The 18,810-nt window shown below is 74.9% G+C and carries 18 protein-coding genes; 14 read left to right on the forward strand and 4 right to left on the reverse strand.

What is annotated here, in order from left to right; translation table 11 throughout:
* Nucleotides 1-292: 292 nt before the first annotated feature.
* The 4 genes from V9U70_RS02735 to V9U70_RS02750 all read left to right on the forward strand — a co-directional run bounded on the left by V9U70_RS02735 (nt 293) and on the right by V9U70_RS02750 (nt 4,493).
* On the forward strand, nt 293-1,567 hold the full coding sequence (locus V9U70_RS02735; RefSeq protein WP_336672796.1) for an NYN domain-containing protein: 1,275 nt from the start codon (nt 293-295) through the stop codon (nt 1,565-1,567).
* Nucleotides 1,568-1,684: 117 nt separating this feature from the next.
* Nucleotides 1,685-2,668, forward strand: coding sequence for an ABC transporter ATP-binding protein (locus V9U70_RS02740; protein WP_336672905.1), 984 nt, complete (start codon nt 1,685-1,687; stop codon nt 2,666-2,668).
* Nucleotides 2,669-2,759: 91 nt separating this feature from the next.
* Complete coding sequence (locus V9U70_RS02745) at nt 2,760-3,593, forward strand: ABC transporter permease (protein ID WP_336672797.1); 834 nt, start codon at nt 2,760-2,762, stop codon at nt 3,591-3,593.
* 111 nt (nt 3,594-3,704) lie between these two features.
* Nucleotides 3,705-4,493, forward strand: coding sequence for an ABC transporter permease (locus V9U70_RS02750; protein ID WP_336672798.1), 789 nt, complete (start codon nt 3,705-3,707; stop codon nt 4,491-4,493).
* Between the two features lie 86 nt (nt 4,494-4,579).
* Here V9U70_RS02750 and ybaK read toward each other — a convergent pair whose 3' ends face one another.
* The 4 genes from ybaK to V9U70_RS02770 form a co-directional block, all read right to left on the reverse strand.
* On the reverse strand, nt 4,580-5,080 hold the full coding sequence (gene ybaK / locus V9U70_RS02755) for a Cys-tRNA(Pro) deacylase (protein WP_336672799.1): 501 nt from the start codon (nt 5,078-5,080) through the stop codon (nt 4,580-4,582).
* 17 nt (nt 5,081-5,097) lie between these two features.
* On the reverse strand, nt 5,098-5,862 hold the full coding sequence (locus V9U70_RS02760; RefSeq protein WP_336672800.1) for an LON peptidase substrate-binding domain-containing protein: 765 nt from the start codon (nt 5,860-5,862) through the stop codon (nt 5,098-5,100).
* 5 nt (nt 5,863-5,867) lie between these two features.
* A complete protein-coding gene (locus V9U70_RS02765; RefSeq protein ID WP_419723921.1) occupies nt 5,868-6,896 on the reverse strand; it encodes a hypothetical protein in 1,029 nt (342 codons plus the stop codon).
* Between the two features lie 233 nt (nt 6,897-7,129).
* A complete protein-coding gene (locus V9U70_RS02770) occupies nt 7,130-8,731 on the reverse strand; it encodes an oxidoreductase (protein WP_336672802.1) in 1,602 nt (533 codons plus the stop codon).
* Between the two features lie 158 nt (nt 8,732-8,889).
* On the opposite strand from V9U70_RS02770, the gene hisD reads away from it, so the two are divergent.
* The 10 genes from hisD to V9U70_RS02820 all read left to right on the forward strand — a co-directional run bounded on the left by hisD (nt 8,890) and on the right by V9U70_RS02820 (nt 18,800).
* The gene (hisD, locus tag V9U70_RS02775) at nt 8,890-10,212 is read left to right on the forward strand and encodes a histidinol dehydrogenase (RefSeq protein WP_336672803.1); all 1,323 of its coding nucleotides are present in this window, start codon (nt 8,890-8,892) and stop codon (nt 10,210-10,212) included.
* Nucleotides 10,209-11,363, forward strand: a complete 1,155-nt coding sequence (locus V9U70_RS02780; RefSeq protein WP_336672804.1) for a histidinol-phosphate transaminase — start codon at nt 10,209-10,211, stop codon at nt 11,361-11,363. Before hisD ends, V9U70_RS02780 begins: the two co-directional genes overlap by 4 nt.
* Nucleotides 11,360-11,956 (forward strand): imidazoleglycerol-phosphate dehydratase HisB, encoded by a 597-nt coding sequence (hisB, locus tag V9U70_RS02785; RefSeq protein ID WP_109166172.1) that lies wholly within the window; start codon nt 11,360-11,362, stop codon nt 11,954-11,956. The genes V9U70_RS02780 and hisB overlap by 4 nt, the downstream gene beginning before the upstream one ends.
* Complete coding sequence (locus V9U70_RS02790; protein ID WP_336672805.1) at nt 11,953-12,120, forward strand: hypothetical protein; 168 nt, start codon at nt 11,953-11,955, stop codon at nt 12,118-12,120. Before hisB ends, V9U70_RS02790 begins: the two co-directional genes overlap by 4 nt.
* Nucleotides 12,121-12,130: 10 nt before the next feature.
* Nucleotides 12,131-12,772 (forward strand): imidazole glycerol phosphate synthase subunit HisH, encoded by a 642-nt coding sequence (gene hisH / locus V9U70_RS02795; RefSeq protein ID WP_336672806.1) that lies wholly within the window; start codon nt 12,131-12,133, stop codon nt 12,770-12,772.
* Nucleotides 12,772-13,497 carry a bifunctional 1-(5-phosphoribosyl)-5-((5-phosphoribosylamino)methylideneamino)imidazole-4-carboxamide isomerase/phosphoribosylanthranilate isomerase PriA gene (gene priA / locus V9U70_RS02800; RefSeq protein WP_336672807.1) on the forward strand — a complete coding sequence of 242 codons (726 nt, stop codon included), beginning with the start codon at nt 12,772-12,774 and terminating at the stop codon, nt 13,495-13,497. The genes hisH and priA overlap by 1 nt, the downstream gene beginning before the upstream one ends.
* Nucleotides 13,494-13,892, forward strand: coding sequence for a RidA family protein (locus V9U70_RS02805; protein ID WP_336672808.1), 399 nt, complete (start codon nt 13,494-13,496; stop codon nt 13,890-13,892). The genes priA and V9U70_RS02805 overlap by 4 nt, the downstream gene beginning before the upstream one ends.
* A complete protein-coding gene (gene hisF, locus V9U70_RS02810) occupies nt 13,889-14,644 on the forward strand; it encodes an imidazole glycerol phosphate synthase subunit HisF (protein ID WP_336672809.1) in 756 nt (251 codons plus the stop codon). The genes V9U70_RS02805 and hisF overlap by 4 nt, the downstream gene beginning before the upstream one ends.
* Before the next feature lie 185 nt (nt 14,645-14,829).
* A complete protein-coding gene (bdeA, locus tag V9U70_RS02815; protein WP_336672810.1) occupies nt 14,830-15,747 on the forward strand; it encodes a bis(hydroxyethyl) terephthalate hydrolase in 918 nt (305 codons plus the stop codon).
* Between the two features lie 134 nt (nt 15,748-15,881).
* Nucleotides 15,882-18,800: a LuxR C-terminal-related transcriptional regulator gene (locus V9U70_RS02820; RefSeq protein ID WP_336672811.1), complete on the forward strand. Its 2,919-nt coding sequence runs from the start codon at nt 15,882-15,884 to the stop codon at nt 18,798-18,800.
* Nucleotides 18,801-18,810: the final 10 nt, after the last annotated feature.

Consider the following 18,810-nt stretch of genomic DNA (forward strand, 5'->3'; position numbering starts at 1 on the left):
GGGGAATCCTGGTGGGCCAGGACCGATGTCAGATTCACATGGCACCGCAAACGCCGCATGTTGGATCATTACGGGGCGTAGCGGCGATCGCCATCGCCCCGCGACCGCCCCCATCCAGCCCCCTGGGGTCGCTCCCCGGCCTTTTCGTGATCCTTTCCGAATCCGCCACGCCGATGATCCAGTTCCGGCAGTCAACCCTTGCGCCGTCGGGCAGACTCGAAGGAAACCCTGGGTAAGCGGACCCGGTCATCGAGGAGCGGGCCGCTGAACCGTTCCCGAATTCTGGAAGAGGGTGGAACGCGTGGACCGTTGCGTCGTCCTGGTGGACGCCGGCTACTTGCTGGGCGCAGCCGCGAGTCTGCTGGCCGGAGAGCCCGCCCGTTCCCGTATCACCGTCGACCACGCGGCCCTGATCCTCGGGCTGCGCGAGCGCGCCGAGGCCGACACCCAGCAGCCGCTGCTGCGCATCTACTGGTTCGACGGCGCGCCGGACCGGGTGCCCCAGCCCGAGCACCGGCGGCTGCGGGTGATGCCGCGCGTGACGGTCCGGCTGGGGGCCCTGACCCGCAGCGACGGACGCTGGGCCCAGAAGGGCGTGGACGCCGCCATGCACGCCGAGCTGACCGAGCTGGCCAGGAACCGGGCCTGCTCCGACGTGGTCCTGGTGACCGGCGACGGCGATCTGCTGCCCGGCCTGATGTCCGCCAAGGAACACGGCGTCGCCGTTCACCTGTGGGCCGTCCAGGCCGCCGACGGCGACTACAACCAGTCGGAGGACCTGGTCGCGGAGGCCGACGAACGCCGGGTCCTGGACCGGGCCTGGATCACCAAGGCCGTACGCGCCAAGGACGCGCCAGGCGTCTGCGCCCCAGCCTCCGCCCCCCGCCCCGAGATCGCCGCGATCCTCTCCGCGCCGCTGCCGGAGGCCGCCCTCGCCGCCTCCGCCGAACGGGCCTCCGAAGCCCAGGCGGCCGCCGCCCGCAACGGCCCCGCCGCCCCCGCCGAGAGCGACGCCGACTCCTCGCCCGCGCCCTCCGACACGCCGTCCGCACCCGGCCACAAGGGCGTGCCCACCCCCAAGGACCTGGCCGCGCTGCGCGCTCCCGCCGCCCACCCCGAGCGGCCCCACCCGGCCCACCCCGGCGGCGCGACCCTGCGCTGGTCCTCCGACCGGGGCTGGGTGGAGCGGGGCGGCCCCCTCGGCGAACCGGCGGAGACCGCGTCCCTGCCCACCCTCGCCCAGGTCACCAGCGCCGAACAGCGCTGGGCGGACCGTGAGGAGGACATCACCACCGTCGGCGGCGACCCCTTCGAGGTGGGCCAGGTCTTCGCCCGCCGCTGGATGGAGCGTCTCCCGGAGACCGTCCACCTCCAGAAGCTGTCCACCATGTACCCGCGCATCCCGCACCGCATCGACGGGGAGCTGCTGCGGTACGCCGCCCGCTTCGGGCTGCTGGCCCACAAGGACGACCAGATCGACGAGCACGACCGCTACGCGATCCGGGCGGGCTTCTGGCGGGAGATCGACGTGCGCGCCGCCGCCGAGCACGTGCCGGCGGCCGAGTAGCGCCCTCCACCGGCCGGCGACGCGGTCCGGCCCCGGGCGCGGATCGGGACACGCGACCCCGTACCCTCGTACCTCGTGAGTACGGGCACAGCACAGGCGCGAAGGGCCACCGACACCGTGTGCGCGGTGCGGGACCTGGTGAAGACCTATGCCGCCGTCAGGGGCCGCCGGGGCGCGCCCGCCTCCCCCGAGATCCGGGCCACCGACGGGGTCAGCCTGGACGTCGAGCGCGGTGAGATCTTCGGACTGCTCGGCCCCAACGGCGCCGGCAAGTCCACCCTCGTCCGCCAGCTCACCGGCCTGATGCGGCCCGACTCCGGCAGCGTGGAGATGCTCGGCCACGACCTCGTGCGCCACCCCGAGCGGGCCTCGCGCCTGATCGGCTACCTCGGCCAGGAGTCCACCGCCCTCGACGAGCTGACGGTCTCCCTGGCCGCCGAGACCACCGGGCGGCTGCGCGGCCTCGCCGTGCGCGACGCCCGGGCCGAGCGCGACGCCGTCCTGGAGGAGCTGGGCCTCACCCCGCTCGCCGGACGCCCCCTGAAGAAGCTCTCCGGCGGTCAGCGCCGGCTCGCCTGCTTCGCCGCCGCCCTGGTCGGCGACCGGCCCGTCCTGGTCCTGGACGAGCCGACCACCGGCATGGACCCGGTCGCCCGACGCGCCGTGTGGGCCGCCGTCGACCGGCGCCGGGCCGAACGCGGGGCCACGGTGCTCCTGGTCACCCACAACGTGATCGAGGCCGAGACCGTCCTCGACCGGGTCGCCGTGCTCGAACGCGGCCGGGTCATCGCCTGCGACACCCCCGCCGGGCTCAAGGAGCAGGTGGCCGGGGAGGTCCGCGTCGAGCTGGTGTGGCGCGAGCGGGCCCCGCTGGACGTACCGGAGGTGGCCGCCCTGCGCCCGTCCGCCCAGGAGTCGGGACGGCGCTGGACGCTGCGGCTCGGCCCCGACGAGGCGCGGGCCGCGGTCGCCGCGGTGACGGGCGGCGCGGCCTTCTCCGCGCTCGACGATTTCACCCTGGCCACGCCCAGCCTGGAAGATGTCTATCTCGCCCTCGGGGGAGACGCGGCCAATGCGACCAAGGGGCTGGTGAAGGCGTGAGAGACCAGGCGGACGTGGAGAGCGTGCCCGGCCGGCCAGACGTGCCGAACCCGCGGAGGACGACCAACGTGTCTAAGGGGAGCGGCCTCAGGTGACGAGCATCATTCCGGCCAGGACCGCGCCGTCGCGCGTCCGGCCCGCATCCGGCCCGCCCCCCGCCCGTACGGTTCCCGGGCCGCTCGCGCCCCGCGCCCGGCTGCTGCCCTCGCTGGCAGCCGTCTACCGCGCCCAGCTCTCCCGGGCGAGGGTCGCCCGCATCCCGCTGCTCTTCGTGGCGACCTTCCAGTCCGTGGGGATCATGGTCCTCATGCGGGGGGTCGTGGACGGCGGATCGGAGGCCCGCGCGGTGGTCGCCGGCTCCAGCGTCCTGGTCGTCGCGTTCGTCGCACTCAACCTGCTCGCCCAGTACTTCGGCCATCTGCGGGCGGGCGGCGGGCTCGACCACTACGCCACCCTGCCCGTGCCGCCCGCCGCCGTGGTGCTCGGGGCGGCCGCCGCGTACGCCTCGTTCACCGTGCCCGGCACGGTCTTCACGGCGATCGCCGGGAGCGTGCTGTTCCAGCTGCCGATGACCCACCTGTGGGTCCTGGCCGCGGTGATCCCGCTCTCCGGGGCGGCGCTGGCCGGGCTGGGGGCGGCCCTGGGCCTGCTCGCCCCGCGCCAGGAGCTGGCGACGCTGCTGGGGCAGCTGGGGATGTCCGCCGCCCTGCTGCTCGGGGTCCTGCCGGCCGAGCGGCTGCCGCAGCCGGTGGAGTGGGCGCGCGACCTGCTCCCCTCCACGTACGGGGTCGAGGCACTGGCCCGCTCCTTCGACGCCCGTCCGGACTGGGGCGTGATCGGCTTCTTCCTCGCCGTCTGCGCGGCCGTGGGCGTCCTCTCGCTGGCGGTCGCGACCTGGGCGTACCGGCGGGCGGCCGTACGGTAGGACCTCCGGAGCGGCCCGGCGCCGGGCCGCCCGCCGGTCCCCGGCCGGCCGTGCGCGGCGCCGGAGCGGGCCGTGGGCCCGGCTGCGGCAGCCGGTGCGGCGCCGCACGGGATGGCCTGGCACGATGGCACGGTGACCGCACCGCTGACGCCGCCTCACCAGCCGAACCCCGACGACCCGTGGCAGGCCCCGCCCTCGGGCTCCCATCCCTCCGTCGCGTCGGGCGCGCCGGACGATCCGGACACCGCGACGGAGCTGCGTCAGGCCGCCGTGGTCGCCGTGCTGGTCGCGCTCACCGGCATCGGGCTCGGCCTCCTGTGGATCTGGCTCGCGCCGAGGGTTTTGCTGGTCTCCGACGACACGGCCGTCTTCCTGCGGAACAGCGAGGGCGAGGAGGCCGTCGGGGCGGACGGCGTCTTCGTCCTGCTGGCGCTCGCCTTCGGCGCGCTGACGGCGGCCGCCGTCTTCTGGCGGCTGCGCCGTGGCGGCGTCCTCGTGGTCGTGGGCCTGGCGCTGGGCGCGCTGCTCGGGTCGCTGCTGGCGTGGCGGGTCGGGAGCTGGCTGGGGCCCTCGTCCGACGTGGTGGGCCGGGCCCGGGAGGCCGGCGCGGGCGTGACGTTCGACGCGCCGCTGGAACTGCACGCGGTGTGGGCGGCGGCGCTGGCCTGGCCGTTCGCGGCGATGGCGGTCCACCTGCTGCTGACCGCGGCGCTCGGCCCCCGGGAGGACGAGCCGCGAGGGCAGGAGCCCCACCCCGACTGGCCGGGGTCCTTCGAGGGGACGCCGCGGCAGCCGTGGGCCGGGCCCGGGCCGGAGCAGGCCCCGGGCGCGCCGTCGTCCCCGCAGGCGCCGCCCTCCGGCTCGACCCCGCCGGGCGACGGGCGGGGGCCCGGGGCCTGAGTGCGGCGGTCCCCGCCCGCCCCGTACGGTCGGGTCGAGACCGCGCTCCGGCCCGCCGGCCGGGCCCGCTCCGGGGCGGCGTCCCCTCAGGCGGTCCTGGCGATGGGCGCGAAGACGGCCCCGGTCAGCGCCGCCAGGTCCGCGGCCGCCAGCTCAACCTCCAGGCCTCGCCGGCCCGCGGAGACGCAGACCGTCGGGTGGGTCCGCGCCGACGCGTCCAGCACCGTGCGCAGGCGCTTGCGCTGGCCAAGCGGGGAGATGCCCCCGCGGACGTAGCCCGTGGTGCGCTCCGCGGCGGCCGGGTCCGCCATGGCGGCGCGCTTGCCGCCCACCGCCGCGGCCAGTGCCTTGAGGTCCAGGGAGCCGGCGACCGGCACCACCGCCACCGTCAGCTCGCCGTCCACGTCGGCGACCAGGGTCTTGAAGACCCGGTCGGGGGAGACGCCGAGGGCCTCTGCCGCCTCCTCGCCGTAGGAGGGGGAGGCCGGGTCGTGTTCGTACGCGTGGACCGTGAAAACGGCGCCCGCCGCGGTCAGAGCGACCGTGGCGGGCGTGCCGCCCGACTGCTTCTTCGGCTTCTTCGGCACCGTCAGGGGGTCCTCGTTCAGTTGGGGTGGGTGGGGGCGCGGGTCAGGTCGGCCGCGGGCAGCGAGGGCAGATGCCGGATGACCGCGGTCTCCTTGCGCAGCAGTGTCAGCTCCTCGCGCAGCCGGGTCGCGGTGTCCGGGGCCTGGAGCAGGCGCTGCTTGGTCGGGACGTCCAGGACCGTGGCCGCGGCGACCAGGTAGGAGACGACGGACGGGTCGTCGGGCAGCTCCGCCCCGGTGGCGAGCGAACGCTCGCTGGCCCCGGCCAGGCGCTTCTGGTAGGAGCGGAAGGCGCGCAGGACGCCCTCGGCGAGGGCCCCCGCCTCGTCGCTCCCGTCGGGCGCGGGCGACTCTTCGTCGATCTCCTCCACCTCGGCGCTCAGATACGGCCCCTCGGCGTCGACGCTGAGCAGTCTGACCCGGGTGGTGCCGGTGGCCAGGACCTCGAAGCTGCCGTCGGCGCGCTCGCGGATGGTCGCCGCGTCGGCGACGCAGCCGACCCGGTGGAAGGTCTGGAGGGGGTCGGGTCCGAAGCCGTCCGCCGGGGAGCGTTCCGCGGGCGGGGCGGCCGCCACGGTGTCCGGCATGCCGGTGGCTGTCGGGGCGGTCTCGCGGCCGTCGCGGATCGCGACCACGACGAAGCGGCGAGGGGTGTCCTCGTCGCTCTTCAGCAGCTCCCGCATCAGGGCCCGATAGCGCTCCTCGAAGACGTTGAGCGGCAGCACGAGGCCGGGGAACAGCACCGCGTTGAGCGGGAAAAGGGGAAGACGGGCGGTGGTCACAACGCTCAAGCGTAATGGCCGCGGGCCGGGCCGCTACCGGCCCGGTCGCGCAAGGGCGTCAGGGAGGCCACCCGCAGGCGTGCGCCGTCCCGCGCGTCGAGGAAGCGGCCGAGCGCGTCCTCGGACACCGACGACCACGGGAACGAGGTGGCGTACCGGCCGATCATGGCGAACTGTTCCAGCGCCTCGGTCCAGCGGCCCCGGGCGAGCAGGACGTACGCGAGGAGGTTGCGGGCCTCGGCCGGCCACAGGTCGCCGGGCCGGTGCGCGGCGGAGAACCTGATCGCCAGGTCGGCCGCCGCGTCGATCCGGTCCTCCAGCACGGAGGTGGTCCGGCCCGCCGCCTGGGAGTCCAGGAGCAGCGCGAAGGCGGCCCTGGCCGGCAGGGCCTGCACCAGGGAGTCGGGCGCGGTGTCCTCCGCGGCCCGTTCGGCGAAGTCGAAGCACTCGCGGTGCGAGCCGTACCAGGCGGCCGAGAGGTAGCGCAGCGCCGCCACGTGGCAGCCGTAGTGGTGCGCGCAGCGGCGCACCGCCTGTTCCCACAGCGCCTCGAAGGCGGTGTGCGTGGCGTGGGCGCCGCGGGCGTGGTCCAGGGCGAGCCGCCACGGCACCGGGTCGCGCGGGTCGGCCTCTGCGGCGGCGGCGATCAGCGGGCCGACGTCCCGGAGCCGTTCCACGCGGGCGGGCGACTCCCAGGCCCGGCGGACGGCCAGCTCCGCCTTCACGAGCAGCGCGTCCGGGTCGCGGGGGGAGGCGGCGAGCCAGTCGACGAGCCAGCCGTCCCGGTTGCGGGCGAAGGCGACGAGCCGGCCCAGATAGCGGTCGCGGTCCTCCCACTCGGCGGCGTCCCGGGTCACGGCCAGCAGCTTGGCCGCCGGTTCGTAGTCGCCCAGGGCGGCGGCGACCAGCGCGGGGGAGAGCCGCTCGTCGGGGGCGTCGAGCAGCACCGCGTCGTCGGCGGACAGCCCGGCGGACAGCGGGGAGCTGTGCCGGGCCATGCGCGCGGTCCTGAGCAGAGCGCGGAGGAAGGCCATGGTGCGGCCCATTGAAAAGCGCTGGTGAGGGCCGCGCCAGAGGTGTGCTGTGAAGCTTCTGTGCCGAGTGGAGGGGTTGTATCGCGCCAAGTCAAGAAAGGGCAAAGGAAAGGGGCCCGGTTGGCTGGAACACTCCCTTCCGGTCGTCTTTCCGGCCGTGCCGGAGAGTCCCGCCCGGGGGCCGCGGGACGCCCGGCGCCGGACGCCCCGGCCGGAACGAAGGGGCGTCCGGGTCACCCTCTGCGGAGCGTCCGGGACGCCCCCGCCGCCACCGTGGTGGCCAGAATCCACCCCACCAGCACCAGGCCGGCGGCGGCCCACTGCCAACTGCCCTCCGTCCGCCAGTAGCCGTCCTGGCCGAGGTTGATCACCGGGATCAGCAGATCCAGCGCGTACAGCGCCGGATTCCAGGTCGGGTGCTCGTCCCCCTTGATCGACTCGGGGTCGTACCGTGAGAAGGCCGTCGCGCCCGCCGCCCACAGCACTGCCATCCACACCGCCGCCCGTCCGGGCCGGTAGCCGTACGCCACCGCCCAGTCCTGGAGGTACCCCCAGGCCTTCGCCGCGGGCGGCAGCGTCTCGCGACGGCGGCGCTGCTTGGCCAGCAGGACCTCGCGGGCGTCGGCGTCCTCGCCGCAGCTGCGCATCACCGTCGCGAGCCGCTCGTAGGGCTCGGGGACGTACTCCGGGGTCGCCGCCTGCACCCACTCCAGCCGCCGGGAGAGCGGGAAGTGGCCGTACGGCACGAGGTTCTCGTAGACGAACCCGCCCATCGCCAGTCCGCCGGGCCCCGGCCAGCTGGTCGACAGGTCGATCAGCGTCACCACCTTCGCCCCGTTCAGGACGACCCGGCCCTCCTCCGGACGCTCCGCGTTGAACCGCAGCTCCGGCGTGACGATCCGGCGCAGCGACAGCTCCTCCTGCCGCGTCATCGTGAACCGGGCCTTGTGCAGGTCCACCGCGTCCCCGAACCGCCCGTCGTCCAGCCGTACCCCGCCCTTGCACTCGAAGATCTGCGACCGGGTGCCGCGCGCCGGCGTCGGCGCGTAGACCACGCCGTACGGGGGAGTGGCGCCCTGGTTCCCCGTGTCGACGCTCACCCATGCCTCGGACATGTACAGCGTGCGCTCCACCGTCAGCTGCGGAGCGTTCAGCGCACGGCGGTCCGCCCCGGCACGCAGCCGGCTGCCCCGCAGGCTCAGCGAGCCGCCCACCTTCGCGCCGCGCAGGCTCAGCTCGCCGTGCGTCTCGACCATCTCGGCCTGCAGGTCCTGGGCGACCGACATGCCGTCCCCGACGACCGCCCGCCCATGGCGGTCGGGGCCCACGCTGAGCTGGTTGATCAGCAGGTCCGTGCCGATCTGGGCGTCGGTGAGCCGGATGCCCCGGTCGACCCGGCAGCGCGGCAGATGCAGATCCCCTTCCGTGTGCAGCCGCGCCGCCTCCAGCCGGGGCAGGGCGCAGCCCACCAGGCGCAGCGTCGTGAAGTGGCACTCCGGGAGCACCACCTCCTGCTCGAAGCGGCAGCCGGTCAGCTCCACGTACGGAGAGACCCGGCCGCCCGCCAGATCCAGCTTTCCGGTGATCCGCACCCCGCGGAGCTTCAGCGCCGCCACCCGGCCGGGGCGGGCGGGCGGGCCGCTCAGCAGCAGCCGCGCCACCGTGCGCGCGCCGACGCTCCGCTCCGGCCCCCAGGCGTGCTGGGCGAACGGGTCGTTGCGAACCATGTCGTAGGTGCGTAAGTCGTAGGTGGTTCCGTTGCGGAAGGACTGCCACATGCCCAGCTCCGCTGCGCTGAGGCCGTCCGGAATGTCGCCATCGTGCGGCTCGGTCACTGCCGCTCCCTCCGTGCCCACTGCTTACAGCTGTTCTTCCCCTCTGTGTGACGGCGTGAACGCACCTGGTCAGCAGGGACGGCCGTGCATGGCTGGGACATGTATCAGCCAGTGATACGGGAGACCGACGGCCCGCGCGGGTCTGCGAGAATTGCGGGGTGATCTCTCGAATCGATCTGCGCGGTGACGCCCTCCCCGAGGGCGCCGCCCTGCGCGACCTGCTGCCCCGTGCCGAGTTCGACGTGGAAGCCGCCCTGGAGACGGTGCGGCCGATCTGTGACGACGTACGCCATCGCGGCTCCGCGGCAGTGATCGAGTGGGGGGAGAAGCTCGACGGTGTCCGGATCGAGTCGGTCCGGGTTCCGGCCGCCGCGCTCGCCCGCGCGCTGGAGGAGCTCGACCCGGCCGTCCGCGCCGCGCTGGAGGAGTCGACCCGCCGCGCCCGGCTCGTCCACCGCGAGCAGCGCCGCACCACCCACACCACCCAGGTCGTCCCCGGCGGCGCCGTCACCGAGAAGTGGGTGCCGGTCGAGCGCGTCGGGCTCTACGTCCCCGGCGGCCGCTCGGTCTACCCCTCCTCCGTCGTGATGAACGTCGTCCCCGCCCAGGAGGCCGGGGTCGAGGGCATCGCCGTCGCCTCCCCGCCGCAGAAGGACTTCGGCGGGCTGCCGCACCCCACGATCCTCGCCGCCTGCGCGCTGCTCGGCGTCGACGAGGTGTACGCGGCCGGCGGCGCCCAGGCCGTCGCGATGTTCGCGTACGGCACCGAGGACTGCCTCCCGGTCAACCTGGTCACCGGCCCCGGCAACATCTTCGTCGCCGCCGCCAAGCGCCTGCTCAAGGGCCGGATCGGCATCGACGCGGAGGCCGGGCCCACCGAGATCGCCATCCTCGCCGACGCCACCGCCGACCCGGTGCACATCGCCGCCGACCTGATCAGCCAGGCCGAGCACGACCCGATGGCCGCCGCCGTCCTGGTCACCGACTCCGCGGAGCTGGCCGCCGCCACAGAGGCCGAGCTGGGCCCGCAGGTCGCCGCCACCAAGCACGTCGAGGACCGCATCGAGCCCGCCCTCGCCGGCCGCCAGTCCGCCATCGTCCTGGTCTCCTCCGTCGAGGACGGCCTGAAGGTCGTCGACGCGTACGGGGCCGAGCACCTGGAGATCCAGACCGCCGACGCCGCCGCCGTCGCCGACCGGGTCCGCAACGCCGGAGCCGTCTTCGTCGGTCCCTGGTCCCCGGTCTCCCTGGGCGACTACTGCGCAGGGTCCAACCACGTCCTGCCCACCGGCGGCTGCGCCTGCCACTCCTCCGGCCTGTCCGTGCAGTCGTTCCTGCGCGGCATCCACATCGTCGACTACACCCGCGACGCGCTCGCCGAGGTCGCCCACCACGTCGTGACCCTCGCAGAGGCGGAGGACCTCCCCGCCCACGGCGCCGCCCTCAAGGCACGGTTCGGCTGGAAGGTTCCGCAGCGGTGACGCACGAAAGCACCACGCCCGACGCCGGGAGCGGCCCGCCGCCCCGCAACGCCTGGGACGAGCTCCCCATCCGCGACGAACTGCGCGGCCAGTCCCCGTACGGAGCGCCCCAGCTCGACGTCCCCGTCCGGCTCAACACCAACGAGAACCCCTACCCGCTGCCCGAAGCCCTGGTCGACCGGATCGCGGAGCGAGTCCGCGAGGCCGCCCGCGACCTCAACCGCTACCCCGACCGGGACGCCGTCGAGCTGCGCACCGAACTGGCCCGCTACCTCACCCGCACCGCCGGACAGGAGGTGACGGCGGCCCACGTATGGGCCGCCAACGGCTCCAACGAGGTCCTCCAGCAGCTGCTACAGACCTTCGGCGGCCCGGGACGCACCGCGCTCGGCTTCGAACCCTCGTACTCCATGCACGCCCTCATCGCGCGGGGCACGGGCACCGGCTGGATCTCCGGGCCGCGCGGCGAGGACTTCACCATCGACGTGGACGCCGCCCGCGCCGCCATCGCCGGACACCGGCCCGAGGTCGTCTTCATCACCTCGCCCAACAACCCCACCGGCACCGCCGTGGACGCCGACACCGTCCTCGCCCTGTACGACGCCGCCCAGGCCGCCGGACCTTCGGTGGTCGTCGTGGACGAGGCGTACGGCGAGTTCAGCCACCACCCCTCGCTGCTCCCGCTGATCGAGGGCCGCCGCAACCTGATCGTCTCCCGGACCATGTCCAAGGCGTTCGGCGCCGCCGGGCTGCGCCTGGGCTACCTCGCCGCCGACCCGGCCGTGGTCGACGCGGTGCAGCTGGTGCGGCTGCCGTACCACCTCTCCTCCGTCACCCAGGCCACCGCGCTCGCGGCCCTGGAGCACACCGATACGCTGCTGGGATACGTCGCGCAGCTCAAGAGCGAGCGCGACCGGCTGGTGGCCGAGCTGCGCGCCACCGGCTACGAGGTCACCGAATCGGACGCCAACTTCGTCCAGTTCGGCCGCTTCGCCGACAGCCACGCCGTCTGGCAGCAGATCCTCGACCGGGGCGTCCTGGTCCGGGACAACGGCGTACCGGGATGGCTGCGGGTCACCGCGGGAACCCCGGCAGAGAACGACGCGTTCCTCGATGCGGTACGCGAACTCAAGAAGGAGCACGACGCATGAGCCCCCGCGTAGGCCGCGTGGAACGCACCACGAAGGAAACGTCCGTGCTGGTCGAGATCAACCTCGACGGCACCGGAAAGGTCGATGTCGCCACCGGGGTCGGCTTCTACGACCACATGCTCGACCAGCTCGGCCGCCACGGCCTCTTCGACCTCACGGTCAAGACCGAGGGCGACCTGCACATCGACAGCCACCACACCATCGAGGACACCGCCCTCGCGCTCGGCGCGGCCTTCCGGCAGGCCCTCGGCGACAAGGTCGGCATCTACCGCTTCGGCAACTGCACCGTCCCGCTGGACGAGTCGCTGGCGCAGGTCACCGTCGACCTCTCCGGCCGCCCCTACCTCGTGCACACGGAGCCCGAGAAGATGGCCCCGATGATCGGCGAGTACGACACGACGATGACCCGGCACATCCTGGAGTCCTTCGTCGCCCAGGCGCAGATCGCCCTGCACGTCCACGTGCCGTACGGGCGCAACGCCCACCACATCGTGGAGTGCCAGTTCAAGGCCCTCGCCCGCGCCCTGCGGTACGCCAGCGAGCACGACCCGCGCGCCGCCGGCATCCTGCCCTCCACCAAGGGCGCCCTGTGACCGGCCTCAACACCATCCTGATCGTCGTCGGCCTCTTCCTGGCAGGCGGGGTCTACTCCTTCGCGAAGCAGGGCATGCCCAAGGGCGTCGTCGTGCTGCTCTTGCTCGCCTCGGCGATGTGCCTGGTGGCGGGCGTCATGCGCATCCAGGGACTGTGGGACTGAGGGGCACGCCATGACTGACAAGAAGAAGGTCGTCGTCTTCGACTACGGCTTCGGCAACGTCCGCTCCGCCGAGCGGGCCCTCGCCCACGTCGGCGCGGACGTCGAGATCACCCGCGACTACGACCGCGCGATGAACGCTGAAGGGCTGCTCGTCCCCGGCGTCGGCGCGTTCTCCGCCTGCATGGACGGGCTGAAGCAGGCCCGCGGCGACTGGATCGTGGGTCGCAGGCTCTCCGGCGGCCGCCCGGTGATGGGCATCTGCGTCGGGATGCAGATCCTGTTCGAGCGCGGCATCGAGCACGGCGTGGAGACCGAGGGCCTGGACGAGTGGCCGGGCACGGTCGGGCCGCTCCAGGCCGACGTCGTCCCGCACATGGGCTGGAACACCGTCGAGGCCCCCGAGGACTCCCGGCTCTTCGCGGGCCTGGACGCCGACGCGCGCTACTACTTCGTGCACTCCTACGCGGCGCACGACTGGTCCCTCGAAGTGACCAACGCCAAGATCCGTGCCCCCAGGGTCACCTGGGCCACGCACGGCGAGCGGTTCGTGGCCGCCGTGGAGAACGGCGCGCTGTGGGCCACCCAGTTCCACCCCGAGAAGTCCGGCGATGCCGGCGCCCAGCTGCTGACCAACTGGATCGAGACGCTGTAATGCCGAAGCTTGAACTGCTCCCCGCCGTCGACGTCCGCGACGGCCAGGCCGTCCGCCTCGTGCACGGCGAGTCCGGCTCCGAGACCTCCTACGGCTCCCCGCTGGAGGCCGCCCTCGCCTGGCAGAGCGCCGGCGCCGAGTGGCTGCACCTCGTCGACCTGGACGCCGCCTTCGGCACCGGTGACAACCGTGCCCTGATCGCCGAGGTCGCCGGTGCCATGGACATCAAGGTCGAGCTGTCCGGCGGCATCCGCGACGACGCCTCGCTCGCCGCGGCCCTGGCCACCGGATGCCGCCGCGTCAACCTCGGCACGGCCGCCCTGGAGACCCCCGAATGGGTCGCCAAGGTCATCGCCGAGCACGGCGACCGGATCGCCGTCGGCCTCGACGTCCGCGGCACCACCCTGCGCGGCCGCGGCTGGACCCGCGACGGCGGCGACCTCTACGAGACGCTGGAGCGCCTCGACTCAGAGGGCTGCGCGCGCTACGTCGTCACCGACATCGCCAAGGACGGCACCCTCCAGGGCCCCAACCTGGGCCTGCTGCGCGACGTCTGCGCCGTCACCGACCGCCCGGTCGTCGCCTCCGGCGGGGTCTCCTCGCTCGACGACCTGCGGGCGATCTCCCTCCTCGCCCCCGAGGGCGTCGAGGGCGCGATCGTCGGCAAGGCGCTGTACGCGAAGGCCTTCACGCTGGAAGAGGCGCTCAAGGCGGTCGCCGCATGACCGACGCCGTACGCCGCATCGCCACCGGCGCCCCGTGGGAGGAGAGGTTCGGCTACTCCCGTGCCGTCGAGCTCCCGAACGGCCTCGTCCTGGTGGCCGGCTGCACCTCCGTGGTGAACGGCCAGATCTCCGCCGGCTCCCCCTACGAGCAGGCGATCACCGCCTTCGACGTCGCCTTCGCGGCGCTGGAGCAGGTGGGCCTGGGCCGTGAGGACGTCGTCCGCACCCGGATGTACCTCACGCACGCCCGGGACGTGGACGACATCGGCCGCGCCCACAAGGAGCTGTTCGACGCCGTGCGCCCCGCCTCCTCCATGATCATCGTGTCCGGGTTCGTGGACCCGAGCCTGGTCGTCGAGGTCGAGGTCGAGGCCTACCGGGGAGGCGCGAAGTGAGCCTCGCCGTACGCGTCATCCCCTGCCTGGACGTCGACGGCGGCCGGGTCGTCAAGGGCGTCAACTTCCAGAACCTGCGCGACGCGGGCGACCCCGTCGAGATGGCCAAGCTGTACGACGCCGAAGGCGCCGACGAGCTGACCTTCCTCGACATCACCGCCTCCAGCGGCGACCGCGAGACGACGTACGACGTGGTCCGCCGCACCGCCGAGCAGGTCTTCATCCCGCTCACCGTCGGCGGCGGCGTCCGCACCCTGGACGACGTCGACAAGCTGCTGCGCGCCGGGGCCGACAAGGTCGGCGTCAACACAGCGGCCATCGGCCGTCCCGACCTCATCCGCGAGATCGCCGAACGCTTCGGCCGCCAGGTCCTCGTGCTCTCCGTCGACGCCCGCCGCACCCCGCAGGGCGGCTTCGAGGTCACCACGCACGGCGGCCGCAAGGGCACCGGCATGGACGCGGTCGCATGGGCGCACCAGGCCGCCGAGCTGGGCGCGGGCGAGATCCTGCTCAACTCGATGGACGCGGACGGCACCAAGGACGGCTACGACACCGAGATGATCGAGGCGGTGCGGAAGCACGTCACCGTCCCCGTCATCGCCTCCGGCGGCGCGGGCCGGCTCGCGGACTTCGCCCCGGCCGTCGACGCGGGCGCCGACGCGGTGCTCGCCGCGTCCGTCTTCCACTTCGGCGACCTGCGGATCTTTGAGGTCAAGGAGTCCCTGCGGGAAGCCGGACACCCGGTCCGCTGAACGGTGCGGGATCACCGGCTCGTCGAGACCGGTGATCCCGCCGATGCGTGCGCACGGGGCGCACCGCGAGAGTGGCGGTCGCCGACGAACGACGACGGCAGCCACGCGGCGCCCCCGAAGCCCCCGGACGACGGGCTCGTGGGCCACGCGTGGTGTGGTTCCGCCATCGCAGAGAGGACCCCCCCGTGCAGCACCTCTTCTCACGCCAGCACCCCCCGCGCCAGAGCCGCCCCCGCACGTTCACCAGCCTGCTGACCGCCGCCGCGGCCACCGCCGGCCTCCTGATGACCGCCCTGGCCCCGGGCGCGCAGGCCGCCGACAACCCCTACGAGCGCGGCCCGGCCCCCACCGAAGCCAGCATCGAGGCGAGCCGCGGCCCGTACGCCACCTCCCGGACCTCCGTCTCCTCGCTCGTCGCGAGCGGATTCGGGGGCGGCACCATCCACTACCCGACGTCCACCGCGGACGGCACCTTCGGCGCGGTCGTCGTCTCGCCCGGCTTCACCGCCTACGAGTCCTCCATCGCCTGGCTCGGACCGCGCCTGGCGTCGCAGGGCTTCGTCGTCTTCACCATCGACACCCTCACCACGGTCGACCAGCCCGCGAGCCGGGGCCGCCAGCTGCTCGCCGCCCTGGACTACCTGACCGAGCGCAGCTCGGTGAGGAACCGGGTCGACGCCGCCCGGCTCGGCGTGATGGGCCACTCGATGGGCGGCGGAGGGTCCCTGGAGGCCGCCAAGAGCCGTACGTCGCTGAAGGCGGCCATCCCGCTGACCGGCTGGAACCTCGACAAGACCTGGCCCGAACTGCGCACGCCCACGCTCCTGGTGGGAGCGGACGGCGACACGGTGGCTCCCGTCTCCTCGCACTCCGAGCCGTTCTACGAGTCGCTGCCCCGCTCGCTGGACAAGGCCTACCTGGAGCTGCGCGGCGCCTCGCACTTCACGCCCAACACGTCCGACACCACGATCGCCAAGTACAGCATCTCGTGGCTGAAGCGCTTCATCGACGACGACACCCGCTACGAGCAGTTCCTCTGCCCGATCCCGCGGCCGAGCCTGACCATCGCGGAGTACCGGGGCACCTGCCCGCACTCCTCGTAGAACCGGCTCCCCGGCGGCTTCGGCACTGTGCCCGCGCACAGCGCCGGAGCCGTCCGGCTGGGAGCCCGCAACGCTCCGTCGGGCCACCGGACGCGTGCCTTCCGCCGCCGCCCACGCGAACGTAACGTGCCGATGTGACCTCATCGACGACCGTGCACCGTCCGCTCCGGCTGTACGGCCGCGGCGGCGAACTGGCCGTCCTGGACGGCATCCTGGCCCGGCTGCGCAAAGGCGACGGCGGCGCCCTCGTGCTGGCGGCGCCGCCCGGCCTCGGCCGTACGGCGCTGCTGCGCGAGGCCGCCGCCGCCCACCGTCCCAGGGGCCCGGTGCTCTACTCCACCGCCTCATCCTCCGAACGCGGACTGCCCCACAGCGGCCTGCGCGCGCTGCTCGGATCGGCCCCGGCGGCGGGGGCGACGGCCGGGCCGCGCCACCCCGTCGGGCTCACGCCGGACGCACTGCTCACCCGGTTGCGGCAGCTCGGCGAAGAGCGGCCGTTGCTGGTCTGCGCCGACGACGCGCACGCCTGGGACCGGGCTTCCCGGACCACCCTCGGCTTCGCCGCCCGCAGGCTCGGTGCGGGCAGCCGGGTCGCCGTCCTGATCGCCGCCGACGACGGACCCGACTTCGCGGGACTGCCCGCACTCCGGCTCGGCCCGCTGGACGCGGACGCGGCCGCCGCACTCCTGGACCGGCTCACCAGCGGCACGGAGGGCCTCGACCCGGTGGTCCGCGCCGAGCTCCTCCGCGAGGCGGCCGGCAACCCCCGCCTGCTCGCCGGGCTCGCCGGCCGCCTCACCCCCGACCAGCTCACCGGACGCGCCCCGCTGCCCTCCTTGCTGCCCGGGGCCGAGAGCGTGCTGGCCGCCCACGCGGACCGCCTCGCCGGGCTCCCCGCGCACACCCGTGCGCTGCTCCTGCTGGCCGCCGCCGCTCAGGAGCACGAGCCGGCCGGCACCGGGGCGGACGCGCTGCTCCTGCTGCGCGCGGGCACCCGGACCGGGCTGCCCCGGGACTTCCTCGACGGCGTGCTGTTCGGCTCCGCCGGGACCGAGGGCCTCCTCCAACGGGCCGGCAGCCGGGTCCACTTCAGCCATCCGCTGCTCGCCCGCGCGGTCCTGCACCACGCTGCGCCCGCCTGCCGCCGCGCCGCCCACGAACTGCTCGCCGCCCTGCTGGCGGAGGCCGGCGACCGCCTCGCCCCGCCGGCCGCTCCGCTGGCGCGCCCCGGCGACGGCCTCGCGCCGCTCGCCTCCCTCGTCCAGCGGGCCTGCGCCGCGCCGGGCCCCGACGCCGCGCTCGCCGCCCGGCTGGAGGCCGCGGCGAAGGCCCCGTACCCGCACGCGGAGCGCTCCTCCGCCCTGGCCCGCGCCGCCGCGCTCACCGCGGCGGCGGCCCCGCGCCAGGCCCGCTTCGCCGCGGCGGCCGAACAGGCGGCCCTCGCCGGCGACCCGTCCCGGGCCCGCGCCCTCCTTGCCCGGACCGACTCCTCGGCGGGGGCGGCGGGGGAGCCGGCCGTCGACCCTGCGCCCGGGGCCGCTCCCGGCACGGAGGCCGGCGCCGCGGCGGACCGGGGCCCCGCGCCCGACCGCGGCCTCGTCCCCTACGTCCACGGCCTGCTCGCCCTGCGCTCCGGGCCCGCCGCCGACGCCCACGAAGCGCTTCTCGCGGCCGCCGCGCTCATCGGCCCCGACGACCCCCGGCGCGCCCTCGACGCCCTCGTGGGGGCAGCCGAAGCGGCCTGGGTGGTGGGCGACATCCCCGGCTATCTGAAGGCCATGGGCCGCATCGACCCCGCTCCGCACGACCGCCAGTTCGCCTCCTACCGGGCGGGGATGTGCGCGGTGCTCGCCGGACGCACGGCCGAGGGGCACGCCCTCCTGCGGCAGTGTCTGGAGCCGTCGGACCGCGCCGGGAGCCGAGCGGCCGGCCGGGACCCCGGGCCGCCCCTCCCCGACCCCGTCGCCCTCCTCCGCGCCGGGGCCGCCGCCCTCGTCCTCGGGGAGGTCGCCACCGCCTGCCGGACCGGGGCCCGGGCGCTCGCCGCCGTACGGACCCGGGGGCCCGACGCCCTGCTGCCGCAGGCCCTGGAGCGCCTCGCCTACGCGGAGCTACGGGCCGGACGGCACGCCGGGGCCCGCGCCCACGCCCTGGAGGGGCTGCACGCCGCCCGCCGTACCGGGCAGCCGAACAGCTCCGTCCACCTCCACGCGGCCCTGGCCCTCGCGGCCTCCGTGGAAGGCCCCGCCGAGGCCTGCGCCGCCCACTGCGACGCCGCGCTGGCCGGTGCGGTGCCGCACGGGCTCGCCCTGCCCGCGACCCTCGCGATCTGGGCCCGGGGGCGGGCCGACCTGGCGGCGGGGCGGTCGGAGGAGGCGGCCGCCCGGCTCGGTCCGCTGGTGCGGCCGGGACCCCGCCAGGGCCACGTCGCCGCCCGGATGCTCGCCGTCCCCTGCTATGTCGAGGCCGTCGTGCTCGGCGGCCGGGCCGCGGAGGAGGCCGGCGAGCTGCGCACCGCCGTGACCGAGTTCGCCGGATGGGCCGCCCGGACCGCCGATCCGCAGGCCCCCGCTCAACTGGCCCGCTGCCGCGCCCTGCTGGCGCCGACGGAGGAGGCCGACGCCCGGTACGCCCAGGCCCTCGCCCACCACGACCGGGCGGGCGGCGATTTCGAGCGCGCCCGGACCCAGCTCCTCTACGGGCAGTGGCTGCGCCGTCGTCGGCGCACCCGCGCGGCGCGCACCCCGCTGCGCGACGCCCTGATCGCCTTCCAGCGCTGCTCGGCCCGCGCCTGGGCCGAACGGGCGGGCGGCGAGCTGCGGGCGGCGGGGGAGCCGGTCCGCTCGGTGCGGCCCGCGGCGGACGGGGCGCTCGCCGCCCTCACCCCGCAGCAGCAGCGCATCGCCCGCTGCGTCGCAGAAGGGGCCACCAACCGCGAGGTGGCGCTCCGGCTCTCGCTCAGCCCGCGCACGGTCGACCACCATCTGCGCAACGTCTTCGCCGCCCTCGGCATCCGCTCCCGCACCGAACTGGCCCGCCTCCTGGGCCCGTGAGCCGCTCGAT

It is taken from the genome of Streptomyces pratensis, assembly GCF_037137275.1.
Taxonomy (GTDB): domain Bacteria; phylum Actinomycetota; class Actinomycetes; order Streptomycetales; family Streptomycetaceae; genus Streptomyces; species Streptomyces pratensis_B.

Coding starts and splice junctions, on each gene's coding strand:
- V9U70_RS02750 (WP_336672798.1), top strand. CDS start 3,705: ATGGCCTGGCACGATGGCACGGTGACCGCACCGCTGACGCCGCCTCAC.
- V9U70_RS02765 (WP_419723921.1), bottom strand. CDS start 6,896: ATGGCCTTCCTCCGCGCTCTGCTCAGGACCGCGCGCATGGCCCGGCAC.
- hisB (WP_109166172.1), top strand. CDS start 11,360: ATGAGCCCCCGCGTAGGCCGCGTGGAACGCACCACGAAGGAAACGTCC.
- hisH (WP_336672806.1), top strand. CDS start 12,131: ATGACTGACAAGAAGAAGGTCGTCGTCTTCGACTACGGCTTCGGCAAC.
- priA (WP_336672807.1), top strand. CDS start 12,772: ATGCCGAAGCTTGAACTGCTCCCCGCCGTCGACGTCCGCGACGGCCAG.
- V9U70_RS02805 (WP_336672808.1), top strand. CDS start 13,494: ATGACCGACGCCGTACGCCGCATCGCCACCGGCGCCCCGTGGGAGGAG.